Origin of the sequence: Pseudomonas halotolerans (genome assembly GCF_039581215.1) — a bacterium.
Classification (GTDB): domain Bacteria; phylum Pseudomonadota; class Gammaproteobacteria; order Pseudomonadales; family Pseudomonadaceae; genus Aquipseudomonas; species Aquipseudomonas tehranensis.
The window spans coordinates 85,890-112,026 of sequence record NZ_JBCNTJ010000008.1 but is presented as its reverse complement, the minus strand read 5'-3'; the positions used below and the strand labels follow the sequence as shown (position 1 = coordinate 112,026).

Annotated in this window: 23 protein-coding genes, 1 tRNA gene, 1 pseudogene and 1 riboswitch; of the genes and pseudogenes, 5 read left to right on the top strand and 20 right to left on the bottom strand. The window is 60.9% G+C overall.

Annotated elements, in window-relative coordinates; translation table 11 throughout:
* Positions 1 to 68 precede the first annotated feature (68 nt).
* Both AAIS01_RS13295 and AAIS01_RS13290 read right to left on the bottom strand, forming a co-directional pair.
* Positions 69 to 806: an SDR family oxidoreductase gene (locus tag AAIS01_RS13295; RefSeq protein WP_343469330.1), complete on the bottom strand. Its 738-nt coding sequence runs from the start codon at positions 804 to 806 to the stop codon at positions 69 to 71.
* Between the two features lie 111 nt (positions 807 to 917).
* The gene (locus AAIS01_RS13290) at positions 918 to 1,496 is read right to left on the bottom strand and encodes an NAD(P)H-dependent oxidoreductase (protein WP_343469329.1); all 579 of its coding nucleotides are present in this window, start codon (positions 1,494 to 1,496) and stop codon (positions 918 to 920) included.
* Between the two features lie 146 nt (positions 1,497 to 1,642).
* Between AAIS01_RS13290 and AAIS01_RS13285 the strand changes: the two genes are divergently transcribed.
* Both AAIS01_RS13285 and AAIS01_RS13280 read left to right on the top strand, forming a co-directional pair.
* On the top strand, positions 1,643 to 2,551 hold the full coding sequence (locus tag AAIS01_RS13285; RefSeq protein ID WP_343469328.1) for a LysR family transcriptional regulator: 909 nt from the start codon (positions 1,643 to 1,645) through the stop codon (positions 2,549 to 2,551).
* Positions 2,552 to 2,750: 199 nt separating this feature from the next.
* Positions 2,751 to 3,002, top strand: a complete 252-nt coding sequence (locus AAIS01_RS13280; protein ID WP_343469327.1) for a hypothetical protein — start codon at positions 2,751 to 2,753, stop codon at positions 3,000 to 3,002.
* A 196-nt stretch (positions 3,003 to 3,198) separates the two neighbouring features.
* Here the strand turns inward: AAIS01_RS13280 and AAIS01_RS13275 are convergent, their stop codons facing one another.
* Positions 3,199 to 3,624, bottom strand: coding sequence for a bleomycin resistance protein (locus AAIS01_RS13275; protein ID WP_343469326.1), 426 nt, complete (start codon positions 3,622 to 3,624; stop codon positions 3,199 to 3,201).
* A 758-nt stretch (positions 3,625 to 4,382) separates the two neighbouring features.
* On the opposite strand from AAIS01_RS13275, the gene AAIS01_RS13270 reads away from it, so the two are divergent.
* Positions 4,383 to 4,748, top strand: a complete 366-nt coding sequence (locus AAIS01_RS13270; protein WP_186655056.1) for a DUF6124 family protein — start codon at positions 4,383 to 4,385, stop codon at positions 4,746 to 4,748.
* A 571-nt stretch (positions 4,749 to 5,319) separates the two neighbouring features.
* On the opposite strand, the gene AAIS01_RS13265 is transcribed toward AAIS01_RS13270, so the two are convergent.
* The 12 genes and pseudogenes from AAIS01_RS13265 to AAIS01_RS13210 all read right to left on the bottom strand — a co-directional run bounded on the left by AAIS01_RS13265 (position 5,320) and on the right by AAIS01_RS13210 (position 18,520).
* Positions 5,320 to 5,393: transfer RNA gene (locus tag AAIS01_RS13265), tRNA-Gly, on the bottom strand.
* Positions 5,394 to 5,554: 161 nt separating this feature from the next.
* Positions 5,555 to 6,439, bottom strand: a complete 885-nt coding sequence (locus tag AAIS01_RS13260) for an alpha/beta fold hydrolase (RefSeq protein WP_343469325.1) — start codon at positions 6,437 to 6,439, stop codon at positions 5,555 to 5,557.
* Between the two features lie 309 nt (positions 6,440 to 6,748).
* Positions 6,749 to 7,441: a pseudouridine synthase gene (locus AAIS01_RS13255; RefSeq protein WP_343469324.1), complete on the bottom strand. Its 693-nt coding sequence runs from the start codon at positions 7,439 to 7,441 to the stop codon at positions 6,749 to 6,751.
* 32 nt (positions 7,442 to 7,473) lie between these two features.
* Positions 7,474 to 7,692: a cysteine-rich CWC family protein gene (locus AAIS01_RS13250; protein ID WP_343469323.1), complete on the bottom strand. Its 219-nt coding sequence runs from the start codon at positions 7,690 to 7,692 to the stop codon at positions 7,474 to 7,476.
* Positions 7,685 to 8,296 (bottom strand): annotated as a pseudogene (locus AAIS01_RS13245) (GGDEF domain-containing protein); the annotation flags it as partial. The pseudogene AAIS01_RS13245 and the gene AAIS01_RS13250, both read right to left, overlap by 8 nt.
* A gap of 366 nt (positions 8,297 to 8,662) precedes the next feature.
* Positions 8,663 to 10,441: an allophanate hydrolase gene (atzF, locus tag AAIS01_RS13240; protein WP_343469322.1), complete on the bottom strand. Its 1,779-nt coding sequence runs from the start codon at positions 10,439 to 10,441 to the stop codon at positions 8,663 to 8,665.
* Positions 10,442 to 10,463: 22 nt separating this feature from the next.
* Positions 10,464 to 14,144, bottom strand: a complete 3,681-nt coding sequence (uca, locus tag AAIS01_RS13235) for an urea carboxylase (RefSeq protein WP_343469321.1) — start codon at positions 14,142 to 14,144, stop codon at positions 10,464 to 10,466.
* Between the two features lie 300 nt (positions 14,145 to 14,444).
* Positions 14,445 to 15,086 (bottom strand): urea amidolyase associated protein UAAP2, encoded by a 642-nt coding sequence (locus AAIS01_RS13230; protein ID WP_343469320.1) that lies wholly within the window; start codon positions 15,084 to 15,086, stop codon positions 14,445 to 14,447.
* 11 nt (positions 15,087 to 15,097) lie between these two features.
* Positions 15,098 to 15,823: an urea amidolyase associated protein UAAP1 gene (locus tag AAIS01_RS13225; protein ID WP_343469319.1), complete on the bottom strand. Its 726-nt coding sequence runs from the start codon at positions 15,821 to 15,823 to the stop codon at positions 15,098 to 15,100.
* 13 nt (positions 15,824 to 15,836) lie between these two features.
* Positions 15,837 to 16,625 (bottom strand): ABC transporter ATP-binding protein, encoded by a 789-nt coding sequence (locus AAIS01_RS13220; RefSeq protein ID WP_343469318.1) that lies wholly within the window; start codon positions 16,623 to 16,625, stop codon positions 15,837 to 15,839.
* Complete coding sequence (locus AAIS01_RS13215) at positions 16,622 to 17,437, bottom strand: ABC transporter permease (protein ID WP_343469317.1); 816 nt, start codon at positions 17,435 to 17,437, stop codon at positions 16,622 to 16,624. The genes AAIS01_RS13220 and AAIS01_RS13215 overlap by 4 nt, the downstream gene beginning before the upstream one ends.
* A gap of 15 nt (positions 17,438 to 17,452) precedes the next feature.
* Positions 17,453 to 18,520, bottom strand: a complete 1,068-nt coding sequence (locus tag AAIS01_RS13210; RefSeq protein ID WP_343469316.1) for a putative urea ABC transporter substrate-binding protein — start codon at positions 18,518 to 18,520, stop codon at positions 17,453 to 17,455.
* Positions 18,521 to 18,580: 60 nt separating this feature from the next.
* Positions 18,581 to 18,682, bottom strand: a riboswitch (guanidine-I (ykkC/yxkD leader).
* Between the two features lie 306 nt (positions 18,683 to 18,988).
* On the opposite strand from AAIS01_RS13210, the gene AAIS01_RS13205 reads away from it, so the two are divergent.
* On the top strand, positions 18,989 to 19,396 hold the full coding sequence (locus AAIS01_RS13205; RefSeq protein WP_343469315.1) for a hypothetical protein: 408 nt from the start codon (positions 18,989 to 18,991) through the stop codon (positions 19,394 to 19,396).
* A 183-nt stretch (positions 19,397 to 19,579) separates the two neighbouring features.
* On the opposite strand, the gene AAIS01_RS13200 is transcribed toward AAIS01_RS13205, so the two are convergent.
* Complete coding sequence (locus AAIS01_RS13200) at positions 19,580 to 20,692, bottom strand: enoyl-CoA hydratase/isomerase family protein (RefSeq protein ID WP_343469314.1); 1,113 nt, start codon at positions 20,690 to 20,692, stop codon at positions 19,580 to 19,582.
* A gap of 131 nt (positions 20,693 to 20,823) precedes the next feature.
* On the opposite strand from AAIS01_RS13200, the gene ung reads away from it, so the two are divergent.
* Positions 20,824 to 21,516, top strand: coding sequence for a uracil-DNA glycosylase (gene ung / locus AAIS01_RS13195; protein WP_343469313.1), 693 nt, complete (start codon positions 20,824 to 20,826; stop codon positions 21,514 to 21,516).
* Between the two features lie 243 nt (positions 21,517 to 21,759).
* Here ung and AAIS01_RS13190 read toward each other — a convergent pair whose 3' ends face one another.
* The 4 genes from AAIS01_RS13190 to AAIS01_RS13175 are packed head-to-tail and all read right to left on the bottom strand — an operon-like array spanning position 21,760 to position 25,802.
* Entirely contained in the window at positions 21,760 to 22,800 is a 1,041-nt protein-coding gene (locus AAIS01_RS13190) for an AbrB family transcriptional regulator (protein WP_343469312.1), read from the bottom strand.
* Entirely contained in the window at positions 22,793 to 24,307 is a 1,515-nt protein-coding gene (locus tag AAIS01_RS13185) for a tripartite tricarboxylate transporter permease (protein WP_343469311.1), read from the bottom strand. The genes AAIS01_RS13190 and AAIS01_RS13185 overlap by 8 nt, the downstream gene beginning before the upstream one ends.
* Position 24,308: 1 nt before the next feature.
* Positions 24,309 to 24,767, bottom strand: coding sequence for a tripartite tricarboxylate transporter TctB family protein (locus AAIS01_RS13180; RefSeq protein WP_343469310.1), 459 nt, complete (start codon positions 24,765 to 24,767; stop codon positions 24,309 to 24,311).
* A 57-nt stretch (positions 24,768 to 24,824) separates the two neighbouring features.
* The gene (locus AAIS01_RS13175; protein ID WP_343469309.1) at positions 24,825 to 25,802 is read right to left on the bottom strand and encodes a Bug family tripartite tricarboxylate transporter substrate binding protein; all 978 of its coding nucleotides are present in this window, start codon (positions 25,800 to 25,802) and stop codon (positions 24,825 to 24,827) included.
* Between the last annotated feature and the right edge of the window lie 335 nt (positions 25,803 to 26,137).

Genomic DNA, 26,137 nt, shown 5'->3' with positions numbered 1-26,137 from the left:
GCAGGGCAGGTAGTCGCACTAACGACGCGAGGCTGGCCCGATGGTCAGCCTCGCAATTGCGCATCCCGTCAAAAAGGGCTCGCGGTTGGCCGTACGATCAGCTCGCTTACATCTACTTCCGCGGGCTGCTCCACTGCGTAGGCAATGGCCCGCGCAATGGCATCGGCAGGAATGGCGATCTTGCGGAACTCCACCATTTCAGCACGACCTCCTTCATCGGAAATGCTCTCTGCCAGCTCGGACTCGGTCACCCCAGGCGCGATAACGGTGACCCGAATGTCGCCGCCCACTTCCTGGCGAAGGCCTTCCGAAATTGCTCGCACGGCGTACTTGGTTGCGCAGTAAACGGCCGCCGTCGGGCTAACCGCATATGCGCCAATCGAGGCAATGTTGATGATCTGCCCAGTTCTCTGCGTCTGCATCAGCGGAAGGGTCGCTGCGATACCGTGCAGCACTCCACGGATATTCACGTCGATCATGCGATCCCACTCATCGACCTTGAGCGCTTCAAGCTTGGAAAGCGGCATCACACCGGCGTTGTTTACCAGCACATCGACTCGACCGAAGCGGGTAACGGTGAAGTCAATGAAGTCCTGGACGTCTTGTCTATCGGTGACGTCGAGTGCACGGAACTCTGCGCTACCGCCGGAGCCTCGGATATCGCCGGCAATCTTTTCAAGACGCTCGGTACGCCGAGCGCCGAGTACCACCTTGGCACCGCGACTGGCCAGTAGTCGTGCGGTAGCTTCACCAATACCGCTGCTGGCGCCAGTTATTACGATGACTTTGCCTTCAATGTTCATCATGTTCGATTCCTCTTATGTTCACCCCGCAGTGGGTATGGACATAAGGTTAGGGGCGGGGGCCGAGGAAGCAGTAATCGATTCCTGTGAAATAACTGCCTATTTCTGCCTCAGCTATTGATATTGGTTTACTAGCTCATAGGGCTTCTGTTCTCGTGCAATCTTCAGCGCTCTGGCCCACCAGTTGAGCTGGACTAGCATTCTCGCCATGGGAAGTCTTGCCTGATCTTGCAGGCGCAAGACCCCACACTCATCGAAGAGCGTCCAGGGACTGGGAAATGTCACGAAGCTGCAGATGGGTACCGCGTGTTGCCCCGCCACTACTTGGCGAAGCTGCCCGATAGCGTTCATTCCGCCCGACTCGCCGCCGTACCCGATGAATGCCACCGGCCTGGCCTGCAAACGAATTGCTACCTTGTCGATGATTGCTTTCAATTTCGCGGAATACCCGTTGCTCCGCTCCGAAGCAAGGATCAGGAAAGCATCAGCTCTGGCAAGGTGACGCAAGATTTCTCGTCGCTGAGGTTGATCGTCATCAAGAGGGCCACCCACAAGGTGGGTCGGCTCAAGTAGACAGCACTCGAACTCGGCGCGCTGAGCTATAACTTCCGTGGCCCACGTCACCAGCGCAGGACCGATCTCCTCTTCATCCTTGCCGTCGTAGATCAGGATCAGTTTGACCTTGCTGTTCATCTCATCCTCCAGACTGGACATCTATAGCGGTGGCACGCCTGTTGCTGAGTTTCGAGGCTCAACTCGGGCTCTGGAGAACAGAATAAGAGTGGGGTTTCGGCAGATATAGCCGGTCCTCAGGCATACAACTTGTGACTTGAATTCAAATGAGACGACTAGACATAAACTGCTTTGCCGAGATGAGCGTATTCGTCAGGGTTGTCGAGGACGGTGGATATACAGCTGCAGCTAAGAGTTGCGCGATGAGCCCCTCCGCGGTGAGCAAGCTGATCTCTCGGCTGGAGAATAGGCTGGGCACCCGCTTGCTCAATCGTTCGACGCGACGACAGCTGCTTACTCCCGAAGGGACGGCTTTCTATGAGCGCACTCTGACCATCCTGGCTGCTCTCGATGAGGCTGAGCAGGAAGCAGCCGCCAGCTCGGCACCACAGGGAACCGTGCGGGTAAACTGCAACGTGGACATAGGGCGCTTGTACCTATTGCCGCTGTTAAACGAGTTCCTCGGCTACCACCCTGGGGTGTCGGTAGAGATTTTCCTCAGTGATGAGGTGGTTGATCTCATCAGCTCGCGGGCAGACGTAGCGATCCGCAGCGGGCCGCTCAAGAGTTCCAACCTCGTGGCCAGGCGCCTAGGTGAGACTCGAACTCTTATCGTGGCGTCACCGGCCTATCTCGAAACGCATGGCACTCCGACGTTGCCCTCGGATCTCGCGTCTCACAACTGCCTGGGATTCACATTCAACCAACCAAATATGGAGTGGGGCTTCGTGGATGGGGACGGCCAGCCGTTTTCTATACCCGTGACCGGAAACACTCGAGCCAGCGATGGCCATGGTGTGAGGAGCCTGGCGATCCTCGGGCTTGGCCTTGCACGCGTAGGTTTCTGCCAGGTTGAGCAGGACTTAGCCGCCGGGCAGCTCCTGCCGATCCTGGAGGATTTCATGCCCACGGGGAAAACTGAGGTGCATGCGGTTTACGTCGGGCAGGGCGGTCGGTTGCCCACACGCGTCAGGGTTTTCATGGATTTCCTTGCGGCGAACCTTAAGATCAATTGACCGGGCAGGCAGCAGCGCTGCCGGGCGAAGTCAGTTCAGGTGGCACTCATGGAGTCTATCTGAGCGCCAAAACCCCAACATCGCAGGCAAGTCTGCAAAAGCCCTCTCCGTATTGCGAGACAGTGAATCCGTCGAAACAACAGCGCCCAAGGTTGCTGGGCCGCGAATTTCTCACTGGCTCGTAACGAAAGAGGCCACCATGACTGCTATCAACAACAACCAAATCCGCTGCCACAGTTATTTGGGTGGCATCAGTCCCGAGGCTTTCGAGCCGGCCCCGTTGTTAGGTCGGGAAATGTCTACCGGAGTGGGGGTAGTCCAAAAAAGGTCTTTCAGCGAGAAAGAAACGGTCCTCCTTTGGAGGATTGCTGTCTTCCCCCACTGGCAGCTATTGGCCGATTCTGTTGAAAAAGTCGGCCCTGGGTTCCGCGGCAGAAAATTACACATCTGAGATTGAAATCTTTACTTTTGGCTGAGGCTTCAAGGCTCAGATTTGACATAGCAGCCTGCAAAAATGGCGTTTTCCCCGGTCAATTTCCGGGCAGTTTAAGCGGAGCGACTTTTTCAACACTATCGGCCGATTTCTGCCCGTCGCGAGGGGCTGCAAACGACCCAAAACTGACGGTCGGCTTGGTTCAGATCCAGATTCAGCAAGCCGGTCGCTCGCCCAGCCGCTCTACCAACCTTACGAGATAACCGTCGGCATCCTGGACGATGAATTCTCTCTGGCCTACTTCTACATCTTCAGCCCGATACCAGGTGTCTTTGCATTCTCGGTAGAGTGAAAATCCAGCCTGATCAAGCTTTTGGATGATCGGGGCGACAGCCTCAACATCAATCTGTAGGTTGATGCCTCTTCCAAACGGCTTAGTCAACGGTGCCGTCAGCCATTGACCCGCGTCCGAATCAACCTGTTCAAGCATGACTTGAGCCCCATTCAAATTAAGGTATGCAAATCCATCTTCCGGGCGTTGATAAGCTACTTTGAACCCCAGGCAAGAAACCCAAAAAGCTAAGCTGCTCTCCAGGCTGGTTACCATTAACTCCGGAACCAGTTTGTTACGTTCAAACATAAGATGACTTCCATTTCACAAGGCTCATTTGTGCAGGCGGGCAGGTTCTGCATTTATGACTTCGATGCCGCGACGGGGTCGTGGCGAGCATGATGATGCACGGTCGGGCGGGAATGATCGAGTCGCTTTTTGAGTGGCAGCTTTCGCGCCGAACATCCATCGTCGGACAAGCTACATAGCCAGAAGGAAATCGGCAGACCGGCCGCCTGTCACGCTGCCGCTCACCAGCCTATCGACGCTTAACGGTGCCTGCCGTGCGCAACCAGCACAATTCAAAGCCCAATCAGCGAGGCCAAAGGTGATAGCCAGCGTCCAGTCTCCCCGTCCCGAATCTAACGCAGTGCCACCGACATTTCAGTCCCAAAAAACACCAACGAAACTCTCGATGTTTATTGCGCATAAACACATCCCAAGGCGCATGTTTAAAGACACCCGGCGTTACGTCCTAAAGGCTACGACACCTTGCGTCCCTACTTACGCGTGCGTCAGAATCCGCTGGCTTGTGCGCTTTGCCCTCGGCCTCTATCGTTTACCTGCCACTGCCTATCAGTGGTCGGGTTTAGTCGCCCGGTCGGTTTTAGCAAGGTGCATGAGCGCCATTCAGTCAGGTCATTCTATTCCTGTACTTGATGGTGGTTGTGCGCAGGGCGCCCTTGGGCGCGCCGGGTTTGCTAATTCCACCGGTCGACTAACCTGCGTACAGCCGCCACCCTCTTTTAGTCGAGAGCGGTTGTGGCCCCAACTCTGGAATTAGACATATGTTCAAGGTTACCCCCAACCCCCCGGATATCGATCCAGTACCCTACGACGCCTCTCTCGATCCTAAGAAGCTAAAAGAGGCGGCAGACCGCGCACTCAGCTACTACCTCAACCCCGGGGCGCCGAAAACGCAGATACCGCCCCGCAAGTCCGGCAACATCTTCCTCATCGACCCAACGGTGGATGACGAAACGCTGCTCGTCCACGCCTGCGAATCGCTGGCGTCGGCCAGCGATATGGCCAGTGATATCGCCGGCGCAATGGAAGGCTCGCAGCGCAACACGATGATGGTGCTGCAACAGGTGATCATGTTGAGTGAGTTAGCGGTGAATCGCGTACTGGATAATCAGCAGTTACCTGGGTAGTCGCCAGGTACGTTGTGAGGGCGCCTGCGCCCTCACAGCATTGATTTTGCCTACAGCCAAGCGGGAACCATCCACTATCCACAACTGTGTAGATCGGAAATAGTGCTCCGCAGACGGACTATAGGAAATGAGCGACTGACGTCCGACAGATTTTGCTGGCTTCGTTTCACTGACTCAGCAGGGCCCCCGACCTGGGAGGAGAAAAAGACATGTCCACACATCGAAGTTATCCATCAAGCATCGAGCAATTACATCGTGAGGTGGAGGCGTTAGCTGAAGAAATGAGGCGCCCGACCCCGACCACATTCCGCGTTACGTGGCTGCCGTTCAGCATCGGTGCTGCGTTCGCTCTGACTGTGTTTGTCGTCGTCGCTTTTGTCGCTAAGCATGTTTGATGCTCTATCGGGCGTGAAATGGCGACATATTTATTTGGCCCGCACACGGGAAGCCACCTACCTACGCTCGAAGATCCCCTCACACGTCCCCAAACATCAGCCATAAAAAAACCGGCCACCAAGAGCCGGTTTTTTTATCCCCCGTCAAATCACACGACGTGAGACCAGAATTCGATTGGAGCGGGTGAAGGGAATCGAACCCTCGTTATCAGCTTGGGAAGCTGGAGTAATGCCATTATACGACACCCGCTCAGAGCGGCTGACTTTGTACCAGATGTGGCCAGGGATTTGAAGTTTTTCTTTACGGACGGTGAAGTTAACCGTCTACGCAAGCCTCAAACCAGAGCGGTCGTTCGCGGGCAAACCCCGTTGCTGAAAGCGCAGGGCGGGGCTTGCTCGCGAAGACTCGGTTCAGATGGCCGGTGCATGGTAACCCTGCACGTAGCTGTAGCGCGGTCGGCTTTCGTGCTGGGTGGGTTTGAGGAAACCCAGCAAGGCGTCACGGCTGTCGCGGCAGGCGGCTTTGTGTTCCATGTCCAGGAAGTGCCCGGTGGCTTGCAGCGTGCTGAAGCTGCTGTGCTGCACGTGGTTGGCGAAGACCTTGGCATCTTCGGCGGCGGTGTATTCGTCCCATTCGCCGTTCAGGAACAGCACCGGCACGTTGATTTTTTTCGCCGCATTGACGTAGCACAACCGATCGCTGTGGAGCACGTCGCTGATGTGGAAGTGCATCTGCCCGTATTCATGCTCGGCCAGGCTGCTGACGTGGCGATAGTTGAAACGTTTGAACAGCGGCGGCAGGTGCTTGCCGATGGTGCTGTTGACCAGGTGGCCCACGCGGTGGCCGTCCAGGCTTCCCAGGTAATCGACACCGCGTTCCAGGTAGTCGCGCATCGGTGCATTGAGCACCGGCGAGAATGAGCTGATCACCGCTTTTTCGATGCGCCGTGGACGTTGGGCCAGGGCGGTGAGGGTGGCGGCGCCGCCCCAGGAAAAAGACAGCACATGCTCAGCGGCGAAGTGATCGATCAGTTCCAGGAGGATCTGGCCTTCGATCTCTTTGGTCAGCATTTTCTCATGGCGGTTGTGGGGCTTGGACTTGCCCGCGTAGGGCTGGTCGTACAGCACGACGTTGAATTGCGGGTAGAGGTTTTTGGCGGTCTGAGCAAACGAGGCGGTGGTGGCCATCGAGCCGTTGACCAGGATAATGGTCTTTTGCGCGGCGTCTGCGCGATAGAACTCCGTGTAAACCCGATACTGACCCTGTATATCCAGCACAGCGATTTCTGGCCTCATGTCATAAGACTCCTGGCAAGCGGGTATGCGCGCAATGAGATTGCACGAGCAATGTGACAGGTAGGCATACGCCTGGAAGAGAAGGCCCATGTCGATCCGCGCAAGCTGGTCGACGGGTGTTGTTATAGGCGGGCAGTTTGTCGGCTGTTAAGAAGAAGCCTGAGGGCTCCGGCCGGCAAAAAGTTTCTTGGAAGTATGTGGTGACTCATCGGTCACATTTCGGCCGACGGTTTGATTCAAGCAGCGGACCGGCTGTCGCGCAAGTGTTGTTTGACAATTGCCCGACACTTCTGCCGAGCGGTCATACGATCAGATCAGCTGGATCTCTTCAGGGCTCAGGGCGCGGTATTGGCCCGGCTCAAGTTCGGCGTCCAGCAGCAACGGGCCCATGCGTTCGCGGTGCAGGCGCAGTACCTTGTTATTGAAGTGGCCGAACATGCGTTTGACCTGGTGATAGCGGCCTTCAACGATGCTCAGTCGCGCCGATCTTGGCCCCAGCAACGTCAGCTCAGCTGGCTGGGTCGTCAGGTCTTCGAAGGCGAAGTACAAGCCGTGGGCGAAGGTGATGGCGTACTCGGCGGTGATGGTTTGCTCGGTTTCGACGTAATAGACCTTGGGCAGTTTGGTTTGCGGCTGGGTCAGGCGCCGCGACCAGCTGCCGTCGTTGGTGATCAGCATCAGCCCGGTGGTGTTGAAGTCCAGTCGCCCGGCGATGTGCAGGTCGTCCTTGTCTGGCTCGTCCAGCAGGTCCAGCACGGTAGGGTGTTGCGGATCGCGGGTGGCGCTGACGCAACCGGGCGGTTTGTGCAGCATGAAGTAGCGCGCAGGGCGGCCCCCTTGCAGCACCTCATCGTCGATTTCGACTCGGCTGAATTCACGTACCTGCGCATGGGGATCGTTGACGATCTGGCCGTCGATCCGTACTCGGCGTTCCACCAGCAACAGGCGGACCTGCTGGCGATTGAAACGGGGTAGGTTGCTTAAAAAACGGTCAACGCGCATGGGTGGGCAGCGGAGGAGAAAGGACGCGCATCTTACCCAATCGACTGTTCCTTGGCTTGTAACTGCTCCAATACCTGGGCGCAGCGCGGGCACAGGCAGGATTGATTGCGCAGCTCGACCGGCAATGCTTCAAGCACGGCCGGGTCGATGCTCACGCCGTAACACCAGCAGGCACGGTCGGCGGTTCGCGGGTCGGCCAGGGTGCAGTCATTGCTGGCGCCGCAGGCCGGGCACAGGTCAGGTTTATTCATAGCTGGAGTGAGGCATCTGTACACAGGTTCGGTTGTTTCCGGTTTGCCGGGCGCGTTGCAGTGCATGATCGGTCCGCGACAGCAGGCTGTGCAAGGTGTCTTCGTCCTGCAAGGTGGTGAGGCCGATGCTGACGGTGACTCGTAGTTCTTTGCCGCTGCAGAAATAACGCTGTTGTTCGATCCGTTGACGAATTTTCTCGGCGATCTTCAGACCGTTCTGCCCGTCGGTGTCCTTGAGCAGCACAATAAAAGCCTCGCCACTCCAGCGACACACAATGTCCGAATGCCGCAGGCTGTCGGTCAAGTCGCGAGCGAACCCGGTCAACAACTGGTCGCTGGCGATGTGACCATGGGTGGCGTCCAGCCGCTTGAACTCGTCCAGCTCCAGCAGCAGCGCCGCCAGGGGCTTGGGTTCACGTTGGGCTTCATGCAGGGCTTGCACGGCCAGCAGATCGAAGCCGCGCCGGTTCGGCAGTTCGGTCAGGCTGTCGAGGGTGGCTTGGGCGTCGATACGGTGTTGGTAGCGGTCGATCAGGCGATAGAGGATGACCAGGACAGTCAGCGTCACGAGTGCGCCGATCAGCAGGTTCAAGTACAGCGTCTTGAGGAGGGTGTCGCGTATGGAGGCATGGGCCGCGTAATAGCCCAGCAATGCAATGGCCAGGAAACCTGTAACGAGCAGCGCCACCACGGCCAGGAGCGGCTTGCGCTGGGAATACAACGGCGAACGGAGCGACATGGCGATTCCCTTGGCGCAGACCCAATGAAGTCAGTTTAGTGGCCTTGTGGGAAAAGGTGCTCGGATTTGCAGGTTTGTAACATTGTGGCGAGGGGATTTATCCCCGCTGGGCCGCGAAGCGGCCCCAATGCACTTTTGTCTGATATACCGCGTTGACAGGTTTTAGGGCCGCTTCGCGGCCCAGCGGGGCGGTGCGACGTTTCGATAAATCCCCTCGCCACAGGGTTATGTTTATTGGTGGGTATTAAGGTAAGCCCGCCACCCGCCCAAATGACTGATGTCCTGCGCCCCCGCCAAACCATACGGCTCGCAAATGAATCCGCTTTCCCAGCGACCGTCGGCCAGTTGTACCTTGCCCAGCCCAAGCGGCGCGGGGATGCCGGTCAGGAACGAGCCGAGTTCACTGCTCGGCAGCTCCCACACCTCCACCTCAATCGCCACACCACCCTCACTGACCCGCAGCATGCCGGGGCGCAGAGGCGGGCCACCGGCCAGTGCGTAGAGACGGTAATCGGCTGAGCTGTGGGTGGCCTCGATCAAACGCGCACCGCGTTGCTGGAGCTGCCAGTTTAGCGCCAAGCCGTCCAGATGCGCCCCGCACACCACCAGCCGCGCCCGGTCATGGCGAGCCGGGTTGGCCGGCGCTGGCACGGCCGGCTCTTGCTGGCGCTGCAAGGCATCGGCCACGCTTAACAGGTATTGATCGGTGAAGGCCCGACCGAACAGTGTCACGCCCCAGGGCAAGCCGTTGGCCATGAACGCGCTGGGAACGGCGACGGCGGCGTAGTCCAGCAGGTTCATGAAGTTGGTGTAGTAGCCCAGCTCCGAGTTGCGCAGCACCGGTTCGGCGGCCAGTTCGGCGAGGGTCACCGGGCGGCCGATGGTTGGGGTGAGCACGCAATCGAGCGTTTCCATGACGCGATCGCATTGGGCTTTGAGCACTTGCAAACGGTACTGGGCACGGAAGGTTTGTACGCCATCCACGGTAGGCGCTTTCGCCAATACGGCGCGGATAACCGGCAGTACGGCGTCGGGCTCGCGCTCCATCAACTCCCCGGCAACGCTGTAGCGCTCGGCCACCCACGGCCCTTCATACAGTAGCCGGGCGGCCTCTAGAAACGGCGACAGGTCCAGTTCCACCGCTTCGCCGCCCAGGCCCTTGAGTCGCTCGATGGCCTCTTGAAACAGCCATGGACCTTCGTGGCAGCCAAAAAAAGCCAGGTCTTGTGGACGAGGCACGCCGAAGCGAAAGCGTCGCGGCGCGCCGAACGCGGAGCCGTCGTTCCACAGCGGATTGCGGCGGCTGTACTCGTCGCGTGGGTCGAGGCGGGCGGTCAGCGCCAGTAATTGACTGGCCTCCCGCGCCGTTGCGGTGAAGGTCGTGACGCAATCCAGCGTGCGACAGGCCGGCACCACACCCGCCGTGGAAATCAAACCCTTGGTGGCTTTCAATCCCAGCAGATTGTTCAGCGCCGCCGGCACCCGACCTGAACCCGCGGTGTCGGTGCCCAGGGCAAAACTGGCCACACCCAGGGCCACCGCCAGTGATGAACCAGCGCTTGACCCGCCGGCCGGATAGTCGGGCAGCACGCTATTGCGACAGGCACCGTAAGGCGAGCGGGTGCCGTTGAGCCCAGTGGCGAACTGGTCGAGATTGGTCTTGCCCAGAGGAATCGCGCCCAAGGCCAGTAGCTGCTCGACAACGGTGGCCGAACGTTGCGGCACGTAGCTGAACGCCGGGCAGGCGGCCGTGGTGGGAATGCCAGCCAGGTCGATGTTGTCCTTGATCGCGAACGGCACGCCATACAACGGCAGGTTTTGCAGATCCTGGCCCTCCAGTGCGACGAGGTAAGGTTCCAGTTCCTCGGGCGTGAGCAGGTGGATGAACAGGTGATAATCAGGGTTCAGCGCCGCGGCTTTTTCCCGCAGGCTCAACAGTAAATTCCGGGGTGTAAGTTCGCCGCTGCGGTAGGCGTCACGCAGATCGTCCAGGCGTAAAGACAGGTTCATGGCATTCATCCTTTGCTTGAGTTCAGTCACGTTCCAGCACCACCACACGTTGTCCGGCGCGCACCGCCGAGCCGGGCTGTACACGAATCTGGCGCACCACTCCGCAGACGGGGGCGAGCACCGGGATTTCCATCTTCATCGACTCCAGAATCACCAGCACATCGCCGACCGCAACGCGTGCGCCAACCTCTACCTGGACCTGCCAGAGATTGCCGGCGAGGTGGCTGTCGACGCTGAGCTGATCCTCGCTCAGCAGCGAATCTTCGCTGGGCGCGGGTGCCGGGTCTTCGCTGTCAAAGTGTGCCTGGCCACTGGCGATCCAGCGCTCGCGCTCGGCATTGAAGGCGCCTTGTTGCTGCGCTCGGAACGCGGCGATGCTGTCGGCTTCCTGCGCCAGAAAGCGCTGATAATCGGCGAGGTTGAGCTGGCTGTGTTCGATGTCCAGGTCGAAGCGGCCCAGGGGGAAGTCTCGGCGGATGCGCAGCAGTTCATCGGCGCTGACCGGGTAGAAGCGGATCTGGTCGAAAAACCGCAGCAGCCAGGGTTTGCCGTCGAATGCGGCGACCTCGCGATAACGATTCCACATCTGCAACGTACGCCCGACGAATTGATATCCGCCTGGGCCCTCCATGCCGTACACGCACATGTACGCGCCGCCGATGCCCACCGAGTTTTCCGCAGTCCAGGTGCGGGCCGGATTGTATTTGGTGGTCACCAGCCGATGCCGAGGGTCCAGTGGCGTGGCGACGGGCGCGCCGAGGTAGACATCCCCGAGGCCCATCACCAGGTAGCTGGCGTCGAACACCGTGCGCTGCACCTCGTCGAGATTGGGCAAGTCGTTGATGCGCCGAATGAACTCCAGGTTGCTCGGGCACCAGGGCGCGTCCTTGCGCACCGTGGTCATGTATTTTTCGATGGCCAATTGGCAGGCCGGATCGTCCCAGGACAGCGGCAAGTGCACGATGCGTGACGGCACCTGCAGATCCTGCGCGGCGCACACCGCGTCCCACTCTCCGCTGAGGATCTGCAGTAGCTCGGGCAGCGGCAGTTGTTCGGGTTGGTAATGCACTTGCAGCGAGCGAATGCCCGGCGTCAGATCGATCACGCCGCGCATCTTTTTGTGCTCCAACGCCTGCATCAAGGCGTGGGCGCGAAAGCGCAGCACAAGGTCCAGTTCGGGAGCGCCTATCTCCAGCAACAGGTGCGTGTCGCCGGCCAATCTCGCCACCAGCCGGGTATCGCCCAGACCAATATCCAACACCACCGGCGACATCAATGTTTGTGTATCCCCAACACCTGTGGCGAGCGAGCTTGCTCGCGCTGGGGCGCGTAGCGGCCCCAACCCTTCAGGGACAGGATCATTGTCTGGCGAGCGCTGCGCACTCGAGCGGGAGCAAGCTCCCTCGCCACAAGGGAAGTGTGTCGCCAGTGATCGGGCGGTCTTCAGGTCCACCGGCACAAACCGCACCCTGTCCCCGGCCTTGAGTTGCCCCAGTTGCCAAAGATCCGCCTCGATCACCGTCACCGGGCAGACGAAGCCACCCAGGCTCGGGCCATCGGGGCCGAGGATGACGGGCATGTCGCCGGTGAAGTCCACGGCGCCGATGGCGTACGGGTTGTCATGGATATTGGAAGGGTGCAGGCCGGCCTCGCCACCGTCGGCGCGCACCCATTCGGGTTTCGGCCCGATCAGGCGCACACCGGTGCGGCTGGAGTTGAAATGCACTTCCCAGGACGTGTCGAAGAAGGTCTGAATGTAGCGCTCGGTGAAGTATTCCGGCGCACCATGCGGGCCGTAGATCACGCGGATCTGCCGCACGTCGGGCAGCTCCAGAGTGGGTTCGCTCGTGTGCGCCACGCTCGCGCGCTCATCCAGGGGCGCCAGGTGCAGCACGTCACCGGTACACAAGGCCCGGCCACCATGGCCACCGAACTGGCCGAGGGTGAAGGTGCTTTTGCTGCCCAGGTAATCCGGCACTTGCACGCCGCCTTGCAGGCACAAGTAACTGCGCGCCCCGGCGCCGGAAATGCTGCCGATCGCCAGCGTTGAACCGGCAGGAATCGACAGGGCAGTGTTCATCGGCACGGCTTCGCCATCAAGGGTCAGCGCAATCACCGCGCCGGTCACGGCCACCCGGGCATTGCAATTGAAACGCAGCAGGGGCCCGCTCATGGTGATTTCCAGCGCCGCAGCGCCTTCTTCATTGCCCAGCAGGCGATTGCCCTGGCGCAGCGAGCGACTGTCCATCGGCCCCGATGGCGGAACACCCACCGCCCAATAACCGAGTCGGCCGGGATAGTCCTGGATGCTGGTCTGGGTCCCAGGGCTGAGCACTTCAAAGGTGTTGGCGCGATAGACCAGCGCCTCCAGGCAGCGCGTCCAGGGCTGGCCGCTGGCAAAGGGTGCATCCAGGAGAATCTGTTGCAGGTAGTCGCGGTTGCTTTCCACGCCGTACAGCAGGCTTTCATTCAGCGCCTGATGCAAGCCCAGGCGCGCTTCTTCGCGGGTCGGCGCCCAACGAATGACTTTGGCGATCATCGGGTCGAAGTAGGGCGGAATTTGGCAACCGGCCTCGACCCAGGTGTCGACGCGCAGGTGTTTGCCGTCGGCTGGCGGGAATTGCACAGCCGTCAGCAGCCCCGGGCTTGGCTGGAAATCCCGGCCTGGATCTTCGGCATACACGCGCGCCTGGATCGCATGGCCCTGGGCGTGCAAACCCTGGCTCAGCTCGTTCAGAGGAGGCAGTTCTCCGGCGGCCAATTGCACCATCCAGCGCACCAGGTCCACGTTCCACACTTGTTCGGTGACGCCATGCTCCACTTGCAGACGGGTGTTCACTTCCAGAAAGTAAAAGCGTCCGGCGTCACTGTCGAACACGAACTCCACCGTGCCGGCGCTGCGGTAGTTGACCGCCTGGGCCAGTTGGATCGCCGCTGCGCAGAGCTCCTCGGCCATCCCTTCGGGCAGGTTGGGCGCGGGGGTTTCTTCGATGACTTTCTGGTTGCGCCGCTGCACCGAGCAGTCGCGTACACCCAGCGCGATCACCTGGCCCTGGCCGTCGCCAAATACCTGAACCTCAAGATGCCGGGCGCGTTCGATGTACTGCTCGATGAACACGCCGGCATCGCTGAAGTTGTTCTGGCCCAAGCGCTTGACCGCTTCGAATGACTCGCTCAACTCGGCGGCATTGCGACAGACACGCATGCCGATGCCACCGCCCCCGGCGGTGCTTTTGAGCATCACTGGATAGCCGACCTGGGTGGCGGCCAGCAGCGCGGCGTCGAGGCTGTCGAGCAGTTCGGTGCCTTCGAGCAGTGGCACGCCGTGGCGGCGAGCCAGGTCACGGGCGGTGTGCTTGAGGCCGAACACGCGCAGTTGCTCTGGCGTCGGGCCGATGAAAGCGATGCCGGCGGCTTCGCAGGCCTGCGCGAAAGCGGCGTTTTCCGAGAGAAAGCCGTAGCCGGGATGGATCGCCGTCGCGCCGCTGCTTTTGGCGATTGCCAGGAGCTTGTCCACGGCCAGATACGTAGCGGCCGCCGCGCCTTCACCCAGGCAGTGGGCTTCGTCGGCCTGCAGGATGTGCAAGCTGGCCGCATCGGCTTGGGAATACACCGCAACGCCTTGGACCTTCAGTTCGCCCAGGGTCCGCAGGATCCGGCAGGCGATGGCGCCACGGTTGGCGATGAGGATTTTTTTGAACATGGCGTAACCCCCTCAGGCATGCATGTCTGCCTGAACTGGGATGCGGGCCGTCCCGCAGTTTTCGATGGCCGCCGGGGTCGTCCCCGAGGGCGAAATAATCAACCTTAAAAACACCGCCAATCCCTGTGGGAGCGGGCTTGCTCGCGAAAGCGGTGTGTCATTGAGCATCAATGTCACTGTCAGACCGCCTTCGCGAGCAAGCCCGCTCCCACAGGGGGGCGTCTGGTAACCGCTATTTAATGCACTGCCCCGACCGGCTCTGGCACAGCACAAACAGCCAGCGTCGCAGGCGGGCTAACTTCAGTTCCATATCAAAAGCTCCGCTGGCGTGGGGTTGTAGGCGTTGCACGGGTTGTTCAGTTGCGGGCAGTTGGAGATCAGGACGATCACGTCCATCTCGGCCCGCAGATCGACGTATTTGCCGGGTGCCGAAATCCCGTCCTCGAACGTCAGGCCACCGTCGGCGGTGACCGGCACGTTCATGAAGAAGTTGATGTTCGGCCCGATGTCGCCCTTGCCCAGGCGACCGTCGTGGGCGCAGGCCCGCAGGTAGTTGTCGCGGCAGCTGTGCATGTAGCGTTTTTCCAGGGCGTAGCGCACGGTGTTGCTTTCCTGGGCGCAGGCACCGCCGAGGGTGTCGTGGCGCCCGCAGGTGTCTTCAACGATGGTCAGCATGGGGTGGCCGAGGTTGGAATACAGCACGCTGCCGGTGCTCAGGTACACGCTGTTCTGCCGGCGCAGAGTGCGCTGCACGTCGTAGCGTTCCTTGGGGTTGGCCAGGCTGTAGAACAGCGTATCCACCGCCTGGTTGCCTTCCAGGTCGAGGATGCGCAGGGTTTGCCCGGCCTTGACCTCAACCAGCCAGGGTTCCCCGGCGGGAATGGTGGCGCGGTAGATGGCGGCGTCGGGCTGCTTGTGTGGGGTGGCGATGGCAAGTGACATGGCAGCGATCCTCAGGCGAACAGGCGGTCGGTGTTGATGAAGCCGCGCTGGTTTTCCGGGCGCGAGTGGCGGCAGTGCTCGGCAACGCTGGGCTCGGCGTTCATCCAGCTGAGCTTGAGCGGTTGCGGGGCGTATTGCGGGTTCGGGTCCATCGGGTGTTGCAGCGCAGTCAGCACCACCAGGGTGTCCATCGGTGCGTAGAGCTCGATGTAATCGCCGGCCTTGGAATGGCCTTCAACGAAGTGAAAGTTGCCGGCCTCATCGACATCGACCCGGCTGAACAGGTTGAGGGTCATCAGCAGGTCGGACAGGCCCAACCCCCATTTGCCCAGCTCCACCAACAGGTTGTCGGTGCCGTTGCGAAAGAAGCCGTTGCGCAGTTCCTGATAGCGGCCCTGGCCGTATTTTTGTGCGACTTCCTCGGCGCAGAGCACGCCGCCCAGGCTATCGCTCCAGCCGCAGGTGTCGGCGGTGATGGCCGCCAGCACCCGGCCCATGTCCGAGTACAGGCAATGGCCGCTGGTGAGTTTGGCGGTGTGTTGGCATTTGAGGCTGTCGGGCAGGTTCAGGCGTTCGGTTTTCTCATGGGCATTGAGCAGCGTCAGGCTCACGTTGGCCCCGCCGCGCAGATCGGTCAGGCGCAGCAGTTGCCCACGCTTGAGCACGAAGGAACGGTGGCCGCCACCGGGCAGCAGTTCTTCGGCGAAGGGAGCAAATAATTGGGTCGAATCGGTCATGGGTAAACTCCTTTCAAGCGATACGCAATGCGCCGGCCAGTTCGGCGGGCAGGGCGTCGACGGCGGCACGGGCGGTGCGGCGGTCGCTGTTCAGTGGAATGTCGTAGGTGATGCGTGCGCCATAGGCGCCGGGGGCATGGGGGTCGAGGCGAACCTTGTCGAACACCAGCAGGCGTGTGCCGAGGCTGAAACCTTCGGACAGGTCATGGGTGACCATGAACACCGTCAACCGGGTTTCGCGCCACAGGTCCAGCAACAGGGCGTGCATGTCTTTGCGAATGCCGGGGTCGAGGGCGCCGAAGGGTTCGTCCAGCAGTAGGACACGGGGTTTCATGATCAGCGCCTGGGCGATGGCCAGCCGCTGTTGCATGCCCCCGGACAACTGCGCCGGGTATTTGTCCAGCGCATGGCCGAGGCCGACCTTGTTCAGCAGGTGCGCGGCCTCTTCACGGGCCTGGCGTTTGGCGCTGCCAAACAGGCGACCCAGCAGCGGCGAGCGCGGCAGTTCCAGGCCCAGGGCCACGTTGTTCAGCACCGTCAGGTGCGGGAACACTGAGTAACGCTGGAACACCACGCCACGGCTGGCATCCGGCTCGCCGGCCAGGGGCTCCCCGTCCAGCAGAATCTGCCCGCGACTGGCGCGCTCCTGGCCCAATAGCAACCGTAGAAAGGTCGACTTGCCACAACCCGACGCCCCCACCAGCGTGCAGAACTCACCTTCGGCGACGCTCAGGTTCAAGCGCTCCAGCACCACCTGATCGGCGTACTGCTGCCAGACGTTGTTGACCTTGATGAAGCTCATGCCTTCGCCCCCTCATACCAGGGGAACGCTTGGCGGGTCAGGTGCTTGAGACCCCAATCCATCAGCCAGGCGAGCAGGGTGATCCAGACCACGTACGGCAAGATCACATCCATCGCCAGGTATCGGCGCACCAGGAAAATCCGATACCCCAGCCCATCGGTGGACGCAATCGCTTCAGCGGCGATCAGGAACAGCCAGGCCGAACCGAGCATCAGCCGCAAGGAAATCAACAGGCGCGGCAGCAATTGTGGCAGCACCACCCGTAGCATCAGGGTCCAGGTCGAGGCGCCGAGGGTCTGGGCCTTGATCAGCAATTCGACCGGGATTTCCCGGGCGCGCTGTTCCAGATCCCGGGCCAGGCACGGGGTGATGCCAATGACGATCAGCATCACTTTCGACAACTCCCCCAGGCCGAAGACGATGAACAGGATTGGCAGGATGGCCAGCGGAGGCACCATCGACAGCACGGTGAGTAAAGGCGATAGCGGCGCACCGAACAGCGGCAGCGTGCCGGCGGCGATGCCCAGGCACAGGCCGGCCAAGGCACTGATGCCCAGGCCGATTGCCAGTCTTCGCAGGCTCGACGCGGTGTCTTGCCAGAGCAGGTAGTCGCCACTGCGCACGTCAGCGGTGAAGGCCAGGCGTTTGACCGCATCGGCCATTTGCACCGCACTGGGCAGCAGCTTGTCGTTGGGGTTGTCCGTCAACCGTTCGGCCGAGCCCATGAAGTAGGCGAACAGCACCAGCGCGAAAGGCAGGATCACCAACAACAGGCGACTGGGGCGATCCGGGTAGCGGTTGATCAGGCGCATGCCAGCTCCTCCGGTTTACAACTTGGCGTCGGCGGCCAGTTGCACGTAGGTCGGGTCAAAGCGCAGCTTGAGATTGGCCTTGTCGCCGCTGCTCACGCCATTGGCAAACGACATGCCGACCGCGTCGGTGTCCTTGGCGCCTTCGCCGAGCAAACCGTGCTGGAACGAGAACTCGGCGACTTTGCGCATGGTGGCGGGCAGTTGCTCGCTGGTGGCGAAGTTCAGAGCCTCCTTGGCGGTGGCGAACAGCTTGGTGGTGTCCAGTTGCGACTGGAAGCCGGCCAGGTCGGTGCCCGAGGCTTTGGCCATGTGTTCCAGTGCGGTCTGGCTGGCGGCGTTTTTTGCGTTCATCAGCGCCACCACTTCAAACCAGGCGCCGGTCAATGCTTTGCCCAGGGCCGGGTTGTCCTTGAGGGTCTGGGTGTTGACCACCATCATGTCCATGATCTCGCCGGGGATCTGGCTGGAATTGAACACCTCGCTCACGTCGGGCTGGGCCTTGATGTCCGAGAGCATCGGGTTCCAGGTGGTGACGGCCTTGACCTCGTCGGTATTGAAGGCCGCGGAGATATCGGCGTCGGAGGTGTTGACGACTTTCAGGTCTTTTTCGGTGAGGCCGACCGAGTCCAGGGCACGGGCCAGCAGGTAGTGGGAGACCGACAGTTCCACCAGGTTGACGTCCATGCCCTTGAGGTCAGCGACTTTCTTGCCGTCACCCTTGAGCACGATGCCGTCGTTGCCATTGGAAAAGTCGCTGACGATCAGCGCGGTGCTGTCCACGCCACCGGCGGCGGGAATGGTCAGGGCGTCCATGTTGGTCATGGTGCAGCCGTCGAACTGACCGGCGGTGTATTGGTTGATGGATTCGACATAGTCGTTGAGCTGCACCACATCGATGGTGATGCCGTATTTTTTCGCCCATTTATCGACAATGCCTTGGCTGCCGGCGTATTCCCAGGGCATCCAGCCGGCGTAAATGGTCCAGCAGACGCTGAAATGGTCTTTGGGTGCGGCAGGGGACGAGGGGCTCACGAGGGCCGAGAACGTGGCGAGGAGCAGGGCGCAAAGACGAAGCTTGAGCATGGTGGTTCTCCAGTTGATCAAGGGCGGACAGGAGCAACGCGGCACCGCGAACGGTGGCTTGTCTCCCGGGCTTTTGTCCCGCCGTGTAACCTCAACTGGAGGTCGCCAACTCTCGGACCAGCCACTCGCCAGAGGCGAGCCGGAACCCTAGTCAGCCATTGCAAATTGTGGTGCCGCGAACCTGTGATGACTCCTGCACGGAGTTTGTTAAAGCGAGAGCCGTGCCAAGTGCCGTAAAGGCCCGGGCCAGAGAGGGGCGGCCGAGCAGCGCGCGGCGTCGCAAGTGGATTTTTGCATAGTTGTGGTGCTTGCCCGCACCGGGATGAGGCACAGGGTTACATGTTTCAACTTATTGCCAGGGCGCACCAGATTCGGATTTCGCTGTCAGATTAATCGTCAGTCACCCAATAGATGACTGCCGCCCGCCAGCGTCGCTGATGTGGCTCATTAGCGGTCCAGGAGGCCGCCATGTATCGACGACTTCTGCTCATTGCGTTTCTGGGTTTGACACTTTCGGCATGTGTTCCTTACGACGGAGGCTCAAGCTACTACCGTTCCGAGGTCTACACCTCACCGGCGCCGGTTTATTACGGTGGCGGGAGCTACTATTCGGCACCGCGGTATTACCAACCGGCGCCACGCTACTATTCGGCACCGCGGTATTACCAACCGGCACCGCGCTATTACTCGGCGCCGCGTTATTACCAACACGGGCCGCGCCATTACTCGCCACCGCGCACGGCGTACCGGTCTCATCCACACCGGGGCGGCTGGGACGGCCATAAACGGGGCGGTTGGAATGACGACCGTCGTGGTCGAGGCGGGCGGGATCATCGGGGACGCGGTGATCATGATGGACGGCGTAACCACCGCTGATTCATCGGCAGCAAAAAGCGGCGCATTGAGCGCCGCTTTTTTTGTGCCTGCCATAAACCTGATGAGATAACGCTTGTGGGAGCAAAGCTTGCTCGCGATGGCGTCGGGTCAGCCGACATTGAGGTATCTGATATACCGCTATCGCGAGCAAGCTCGCTCCCACAGAGCACTCTTCCTGGCTCGTTACTCGTTGGACAAATCCGCCAACGGATGCCGCCCTTCCCAGGCTTTGTGAAAGTGCGCCTCGACCGCCGCTTCGGGTACATGGTTGATGTCTGGCCAGTGCCAGTGGGGCTTGTGGTCTTTGTCGATCAGCCGTGCCCGCACGCCTTCGCTGAATTCCGGATGACGGCAGCAATTGAGGCTCAGGGTGTATTCCATCCGGAACACACCGGCCAATGACAAATGCCGGGCTCGGGCGATCTGTTCCCAGACCAGATGAGCGGTCAGCGGGCAACCTTCGGTCATGGTCTTGGCGGCCCGGGCGATCAACGGGTCCGGGTGGTCCACCAGCAGGCTGAGGGCTTTCCAGGCGCAACGTACATCGCTGACATCCAGCCATTCGTCGATTTTCTGCCGGCGCGGCAGCCATTGCGCCTCGGGCAACTGAGCAACGGCCTCCTGCTGCAAGGCTTTGAGCAGGCTGTTGAGCTGCATGGGTGTTTGTTCCTGCCAGTTGAGCTGCAACAAGCCCTCGATCAGGTCGTCCTGTTGTTCATCCAGCAAGAAACGGTCGGCTAGCCCCAGGTCAATGGCGTCCCGCGCATTCATGTGGGCGCCCGTCAGGCCCAGGAACAGGCCAAGTTTGCCGGGCAACCGCGACAGGAACCAACTGGCGCCGACATCGGGGTACAGGCCGATGCTGATTTCCGGCATCGCCAGGCGCGTGCTCGGTGTGACGATCCGAATATTCGCGCCTTGCAACAACCCCATGCCGCCGCCAAGCACGTAGCCATGGCCCCAGCACACCAGGGGTTTGGGATAAGTGTGCAGGTTGAAGTCCAATCGGTATTCCGCTGCAAAAAATTGCGCAGCCAGAGGCGGTACTTCGCCGGGTTGAGCACGGCAGGCCTCCACCAGGCTGCGCACCTCGCCACCGGCGCAAAACGCCTTGGCGCCGTTGCCGCGCAACAAGACACAGACGATTTGCGGTTCTCTGGCCCAGGCATCAAGCCGATCGCGCAGAGCGTTGATCATCGGCAAGGAGAGGGCATTCAGGGATTTTTCAGCATCCAGCGTGGCGATGCCGATACGGGCGCCGTTGATGCCGGTGAGTTCTTCGAAGTGCAAATTCATCGTGACCTCGATCAGAAATTTGAATGATCAGTATGACCGCTGCGTAGGAAAGTGCCGGTTCTGCATCAGATCAATTGACAAGCCATGTAGGCTTTCCTAGGGTGCGCCCATTGTTTTTACCGGGTGCAACCATGACTGCTGACGACCGTATCAAACTCGAACCGAGCTGGAAGCAAGCCCTGCGTGCCGAGTTCGACCAGCCCTACATGGCAGAGTTGCGCGAATTTCTGCGTCGCGAGTACGCGGCCGGCAAGGAGATTTACCCACCGGCACCGCTGATTTTCAATGCCCTTAATTCCACGCCGCTGGACAAGGTCAAGGTGGTGATCCTCGGCCAGGACCCGTATCACGGCCCGGGCCAGGCTCATGGCCTGTGCTTTTCGGTGCAGCCGGGCGTACCGGCACCGCCTTCGCTGGTGAACATCTACAAGGAATTGAAACGCGACCTGAATATCGACATCCCGAATCACGGCTACCTGCAAAGCTGGGCCGACCAGGGCGTGTTGCTGCTCAACACCACCATGACCGTGGAGCGTGCCAATGCCAACTCCCACGCGGGCAAGGGGTGGCAGCACTTTACTGATCGGGTCATTGAAGTGGTCAGTGAGCACCAGCCGCATTTGGTCTTTTTGCTGTGGGGCGCCCATGCCCAGGGCAAGCAGAAGCTGATCGATGCCACCAAACACCTGGTGCTGACCTCCGTCCACCCATCGCCGCTGTCGGCTTACCGCGGCTTCCTGGGTTGCGGACATTTCAGTCGGGCCAACAAGTTTCTTGAGCAACAGGGCGAGACGCCGATCGATTGGCGGTTGCCGCCGGTTTAATGCGTTGACCGGGCTGGCCTCATCGCGAGCAAGCTCGCTCCCACATGGGGTTTTTGGAGGGGCGCAGAAATGGGGTTCGCCACCAATCCTTGTGGGAGCGGGCTTGCTCGCGAAAGCGGTGGTTCAGCTTGCATCAAGGGTGAATGTGCCGGCGCCTTCGCGAGCAAGCCCGCTCCCACAGGGTATTGCGGCGTACACAAATCAGTGTGGGAGCGAGCCTGCTCGCGATGGGGGCAACGCGGTCTATAAGTCCGAACCCGACTTGCGCATCCAATACCTGAACAACGGCTCCGCCAGAAACAACACGAACAGCAGGCGCATGACCTGCAACGCTGTCACCAGCGGCACCGACAATTGCAGCGTCTCCGCCGTCAGGCTCATTTCCGCAATACCGCCGGGCATCATGCCCAAGGTCAGTGAACGCAAGTCCAGGTGGGTCAGGGTGCTCAGGCCCAAGGCCGCGAGGGTGGCGATCAACATCGTCAACACCGTGCCGATCAGCGTACGGCCCATGAACGAAGGCGCGCGGCGGAAGAACTGCCGGTTGAAATGACAACCCAGCCCGCTGCCGATCAACCATTGGCCGATCTGGCTGCCGCCGTCGGGCAGGCTGATGTGCAGGTCCCAACCGATGCTCACCGCCGCACTCACCAGCAACGGCCCGAACAGCCACGGGTTGGGTTGGCGCAAACGCTCCCAGCCCCAGGCGAGCAGGGCGCCCGCCGGGAACAGCAGCGCCAGCCACAGCCAGTCCACCGAGGCAGCGTGCTGCGCCGGGGCGCCTTCGCCGAGCAAGTATTTGAAAGCGGCCGGCACGCAGAGCACCACCACCAGCACCCGCAGGCTCTGGCCGGCAGCGACGCGGCTCAGGTCGGCGCCATTGCGGGCACCGAGGTTGACCATCTCGCCGGAACCGCCCGGCATGCTGGAGAAAAAAGCGGTGGCGCGGTCTTCGCCGGTGCGGCGCATCAGCCACACACTCACCACGCTGGACACGCTGGTGATCAGCGCGCCGAAGAAGATCAGGCCAAAATGGCTCAGCACCTGTTCCATCACCACCGGGGTGAAGTGCAGGCCGATACCGATGCCGACCACCCACTGGCCGCATTTACGGCCGCCAGGGATCTCCATCAGTTGCCACGGCGTGAGGCAGCGCACCAGGATGATCGCCAGTAACGAGCCGACCATCCAGGGCAAAGGCCAGCCGATCAGGCTGGCCAGATAACCGCCGGCCAGACCGACCAGCGGTGTTCCCCACCATTGTCTGAGTGTTGCCTCAGACATTGGCCAGGGCGCGACGTTGAGCCGAGCGGCGGCGCCAGATCCGCAGCAATGGCATCATCAGCATGATGACGGTCAACACCCAGCAACCCAAGGTGATCGGGCTCGACCAGAGGATTTCCAGCGCACCGTTGGAAATCGACAGCGCACGACGCAGGTTCTGCTCCATCAGACCGCCGAGGATGAAGCCCAGCAGGACCGGCGACAGCGGGAAGTCCAGCTTGCGCAGGATGTAACCGAAGATGCCGATACCGATCATCAGGAACAGGTCGAACGTGGTGGCGTGCACTGCGTAGACGCCGATCCCGGTGATGATCGCGATGACCGGGACCAATGCCCAGTTCGGCACGGCCAGGATACGGGTGAAGACGCGGATCATCGGGATGTTGAGGATCACCAGCATGATGTTGGCGACGAACAACGAGGCGATCAGGCCCCAGACGATGTCGGGTTGCTGTTGGAACAACAGCGGACCCGGCGTGATGTTGTACAGCGACAGTGCGCCGATCATCACCGCGGTGGTGCCGGAACCAGGCACACCCAGGGTCAGCATCGGCACCAGCGCACCGCAGGCTGCACCGCCGATGGCCGTTTCTGGAGCGGCCAGACCACGCTTGTCGCCCTGGCCGAAAGTGCCAGTCGAGCCTGCGATGCGTTTTTCTGTCATGTACGCCACGGCACTGGCCAAGGTCGCACCAGCGCCTGGCAACACGCCCATGATGAAGCCCAGCACGCCGCATCGCATGTTCACCCAGAACACCGACGCCGCTTCCTTGACGTTGAACATCATCCGCCCGGTGGCTTTCACCGCTTCCTGGCCGCGATGGGTCTTCTCCAGCAGCAACAGAATTTCACTGATGGAGAACAGGCCCAGCACCAGCACGACGAACTGGATGCCGTCGGTCAAGTGGATGTTGTCCCCGGTGAAACGGTATACGCCGCTGTTGGCGTCAATTCCGACGCAGGACAGGAACAGCCCGATCAGCGCCGCGATGAAGGTCTTGAGTGGGCGATCACCGGCCATGCCGCCGAGACAGACGATGGCAAACACCATCAGGACGAAGTATTCCGCCGGTCCGAAGGCAATCGCCCATTTGGCCAGCAGCGGGGCGAACAGCACCATCCCGCAAGTGGCAATGAATGCACCGAGGAACGAACTCCACGCCGACAGCGAAAGGGCGACGCCGGCCATGCCTTTGCGGGCCATCGGGTAGCCGTCCAGGGTGGTCATGACGGTGGAGGCTTCGCCCGGAATATTGAGCAGGATCGAGCTGATCCGCCCGCCGTATTCACAACCCAGATACACCGCTGCCAGCAGGATCAGCGCCGATTCCGGCGGCAGCCCCAAGGCGAATGCAATCGGGATCAGCAACGCCACGCCATTGATCGGGCCCAGGCCCGGCAGCAGGCCGACCACAGTACCGATCAAGGTGCCGCTCAGGGCGGTCACGAGGTTATAGGGGGTCAGTGCAACGCCAAAACCCTGGCCGAGATAATTCAGGGTATCCATATCAATTCTCCAGGACGTCGAGCAGGCCCAAGGGCAGCGGCACGTCCATCAGCTTGTCGAACAACAGATAAAGACCGATGGCCATCAGGCTGATGATCACCACGCTCGGCACCCAACGACCGCCATACAGGCGCGCCATCGGCACCCCGACCACGATGCTGGCGAGGATGAAGCCCAGGGGTTCGAAGGTTCCGGCGAATATCAGCAGCAGCACTACGCAGATGCCGATTTTTTGCAGGGTTTCACGATCCAGTTGCGGATCTTCGTCGCTGTGCACGATGGGCGTCGGACGAAACACCATATAAAGCAGGGACAGGCTCAACAGCCCGATCATCAGCAAGGGGAAGGCACGCGGCCCGACCGGTTCGTAGGAAAAGGCTGCCTGGTAAGGCCAGGCCATCAGCGCGAGGCCGACGCAAACCAGCAGCAGCACTGAAGCGAAAATACGTTGGATGAGCATGACTAACTCCTGGGCGGCGCCGTGGGATTGCCGACGCCGCCGCGAGAACAGAGGCGATTACTGGACCAGGCCAAACTCTTTGGCCAGCATCTTGTAGTCGGCCACTTGCTTCTTCACGTAGGCGTCCAGTTCCGGACCGGTCATGGCGAACGGAAACAGCTCGCGCTGGTCACGCAGCTTGGCGAAGTCTTCGGAAGCCAGCAGCTTGTCGAACGCGTTTTTCCACCAGGCGTAGTCTTCATCACTGACCTTCGGCCCGAGGTAGAAGCCGCGAACCACTGGCCAGACGATCTCGTAGCCTTGTTCGCGGGCGGTCGGGATGTCTTTCATTTCCGGCTCGTCCAGGCGCTTCTCGGCGAACACCGCCAGCAGGCGCATGTCGCCGCTCTGGATGTGTGGCATGGAGTCGGAGATGTCGGTACTGCCCACTTGGATGTGGCCGCCGAGCAGGGCCGTTGCGATCTCGCCACCGCCTTCGAGCGCCACGTAGCGCAGTTTGCGCGGGTCGATACCGGCGGCCTTGGCGATCAGTGCGGTTTGCATCCAGTCCTGGCTGCCGACGGTGCCGCCGGAGCCGATCACCACGGAGCCCGGATCTTTCTTCAGGGCCTGTACCAGATCATCGAGGTTCTTGTAGGGCGAGTCGCTTTTCACCGCGATGGCGCCATAACTGGTGCCAACGGCCGCCAACCAGCGAACGGCGTTTTCGTCGAAACGCCCGAACTTGCCCTGGGCCAGGTTCAGCAACGAGCCACTGGACCAGGCCACCAGCGTGCCGGCGTCGGCCGGGCGCTGGGCAACCACTGCGTTGTAGGCCACCGCACCGACGCCGCCGGGCATGTAGGTCACACGCATCGGTTTGGTCAGCAGTTTTCCGTTCACCAGGGCGCTTTGGACCAGTTTGCACGTCAGGTCAAAACCGCCGCCAGGAGCGGCCGGGGCGATGCATTCCGGACGCTTGGGTTCGGCGAGCAACTGCCCGGCGAACATCAGGCAACCGGCGGCCAGGGCTACTTTACGCAGTGATAGGTTCATTGTTGTCTCCACAGGAGTTGTTGTTGTGTGTTGCACATTGGGTGTTGCCGGCCCCTTCGGGAATCGACAACGGGCCATCAGGAGCGAGAGGTCACGTGGCGCAGACGCACAGGCACGACGATGCAAGACCGGCGAAAGCGGTGGCGCAACGGAAAGACTTCTGGTTGAAGCGGGAAGGGCGAGCAGGCGTCGGGGCCTGGGGCTGTATGGACAGCATGGTGAATACTCCGCGCTATTGTTCTTATTTGGCGAAAACGCTTCGGGGCGTTTTTCGTTCGCAAGGTGCCTCGCGAGCGGCAGTCGAAACTAGCCGTTGGAGGACTCTAACCGGCCAA

What these genes read in the sequence shown, in the direction of transcription:
- AAIS01_RS13285 (WP_343469328.1), top strand. Translation starts at nt 1,643, where the DNA reads ATGAGACGACTAGACATAAACTGCTTTGCCGAGATGAGCGTATTCGTC.
- AAIS01_RS13200 (WP_343469314.1), bottom strand. Translation starts at nt 20,692, where the DNA reads ATGAATTTGCACTTCGAAGAACTCACCGGCATCAACGGCGCCCGTATC.
- ung (WP_343469313.1), top strand. Translation starts at nt 20,824, where the DNA reads ATGACTGCTGACGACCGTATCAAACTCGAACCGAGCTGGAAGCAAGCC.
- AAIS01_RS13180 (WP_343469310.1), bottom strand. Translation starts at nt 24,767, where the DNA reads ATGCTCATCCAACGTATTTTCGCTTCAGTGCTGCTGCTGGTTTGCGTC.
- AAIS01_RS13295 (WP_343469330.1), bottom strand. Translation starts at nt 806, where the DNA reads ATGATGAACATTGAAGGCAAAGTCATCGTAATAACTGGCGCCAGCAGC.
- AAIS01_RS13215 (WP_343469317.1), bottom strand. Translation starts at nt 17,437, where the DNA reads ATGCGCCTGATCAACCGCTACCCGGATCGCCCCAGTCGCCTGTTGTTG.
- AAIS01_RS13275 (WP_343469326.1), bottom strand. Translation starts at nt 3,624, where the DNA reads ATGTTTGAACGTAACAAACTGGTTCCGGAGTTAATGGTAACCAGCCTG.
- AAIS01_RS13210 (WP_343469316.1), bottom strand. Translation starts at nt 18,520, where the DNA reads ATGCTCAAGCTTCGTCTTTGCGCCCTGCTCCTCGCCACGTTCTCGGCC.
- uca (WP_343469321.1), bottom strand. Translation starts at nt 14,144, where the DNA reads ATGTTCAAAAAAATCCTCATCGCCAACCGTGGCGCCATCGCCTGCCGG.
- AAIS01_RS13255 (WP_343469324.1), bottom strand. Translation starts at nt 7,441, where the DNA reads ATGCGCGTTGACCGTTTTTTAAGCAACCTACCCCGTTTCAATCGCCAG.
- AAIS01_RS13185 (WP_343469311.1), bottom strand. Translation starts at nt 24,307, where the DNA reads ATGGATACCCTGAATTATCTCGGCCAGGGTTTTGGCGTTGCACTGACC.
- AAIS01_RS13280 (WP_343469327.1), top strand. Translation starts at nt 2,751, where the DNA reads ATGACTGCTATCAACAACAACCAAATCCGCTGCCACAGTTATTTGGGT.
- AAIS01_RS13270 (WP_186655056.1), top strand. Translation starts at nt 4,383, where the DNA reads ATGTTCAAGGTTACCCCCAACCCCCCGGATATCGATCCAGTACCCTAC.
- AAIS01_RS13220 (WP_343469318.1), bottom strand. Translation starts at nt 16,625, where the DNA reads ATGAGCTTCATCAAGGTCAACAACGTCTGGCAGCAGTACGCCGATCAG.
- atzF (WP_343469322.1), bottom strand. Translation starts at nt 10,441, where the DNA reads ATGAACCTGTCTTTACGCCTGGACGATCTGCGTGACGCCTACCGCAGC.
- AAIS01_RS13230 (WP_343469320.1), bottom strand. Translation starts at nt 15,086, where the DNA reads ATGTCACTTGCCATCGCCACCCCACACAAGCAGCCCGACGCCGCCATC.
- AAIS01_RS13175 (WP_343469309.1), bottom strand. Translation starts at nt 25,802, where the DNA reads ATGAACCTATCACTGCGTAAAGTAGCCCTGGCCGCCGGTTGCCTGATG.
- AAIS01_RS13205 (WP_343469315.1), top strand. Translation starts at nt 18,989, where the DNA reads ATGTATCGACGACTTCTGCTCATTGCGTTTCTGGGTTTGACACTTTCG.
- AAIS01_RS13260 (WP_343469325.1), bottom strand. Translation starts at nt 6,439, where the DNA reads ATGAGGCCAGAAATCGCTGTGCTGGATATACAGGGTCAGTATCGGGTT.
- AAIS01_RS13250 (WP_343469323.1), bottom strand. Translation starts at nt 7,692, where the DNA reads ATGAATAAACCTGACCTGTGCCCGGCCTGCGGCGCCAGCAATGACTGC.
- AAIS01_RS13225 (WP_343469319.1), bottom strand. Translation starts at nt 15,823, where the DNA reads ATGACCGATTCGACCCAATTATTTGCTCCCTTCGCCGAAGAACTGCTG.
- AAIS01_RS13290 (WP_343469329.1), bottom strand. Translation starts at nt 1,496, where the DNA reads ATGAACAGCAAGGTCAAACTGATCCTGATCTACGACGGCAAGGATGAA.
- AAIS01_RS13190 (WP_343469312.1), bottom strand. Translation starts at nt 22,800, where the DNA reads ATGTCTGAGGCAACACTCAGACAATGGTGGGGAACACCGCTGGTCGGT.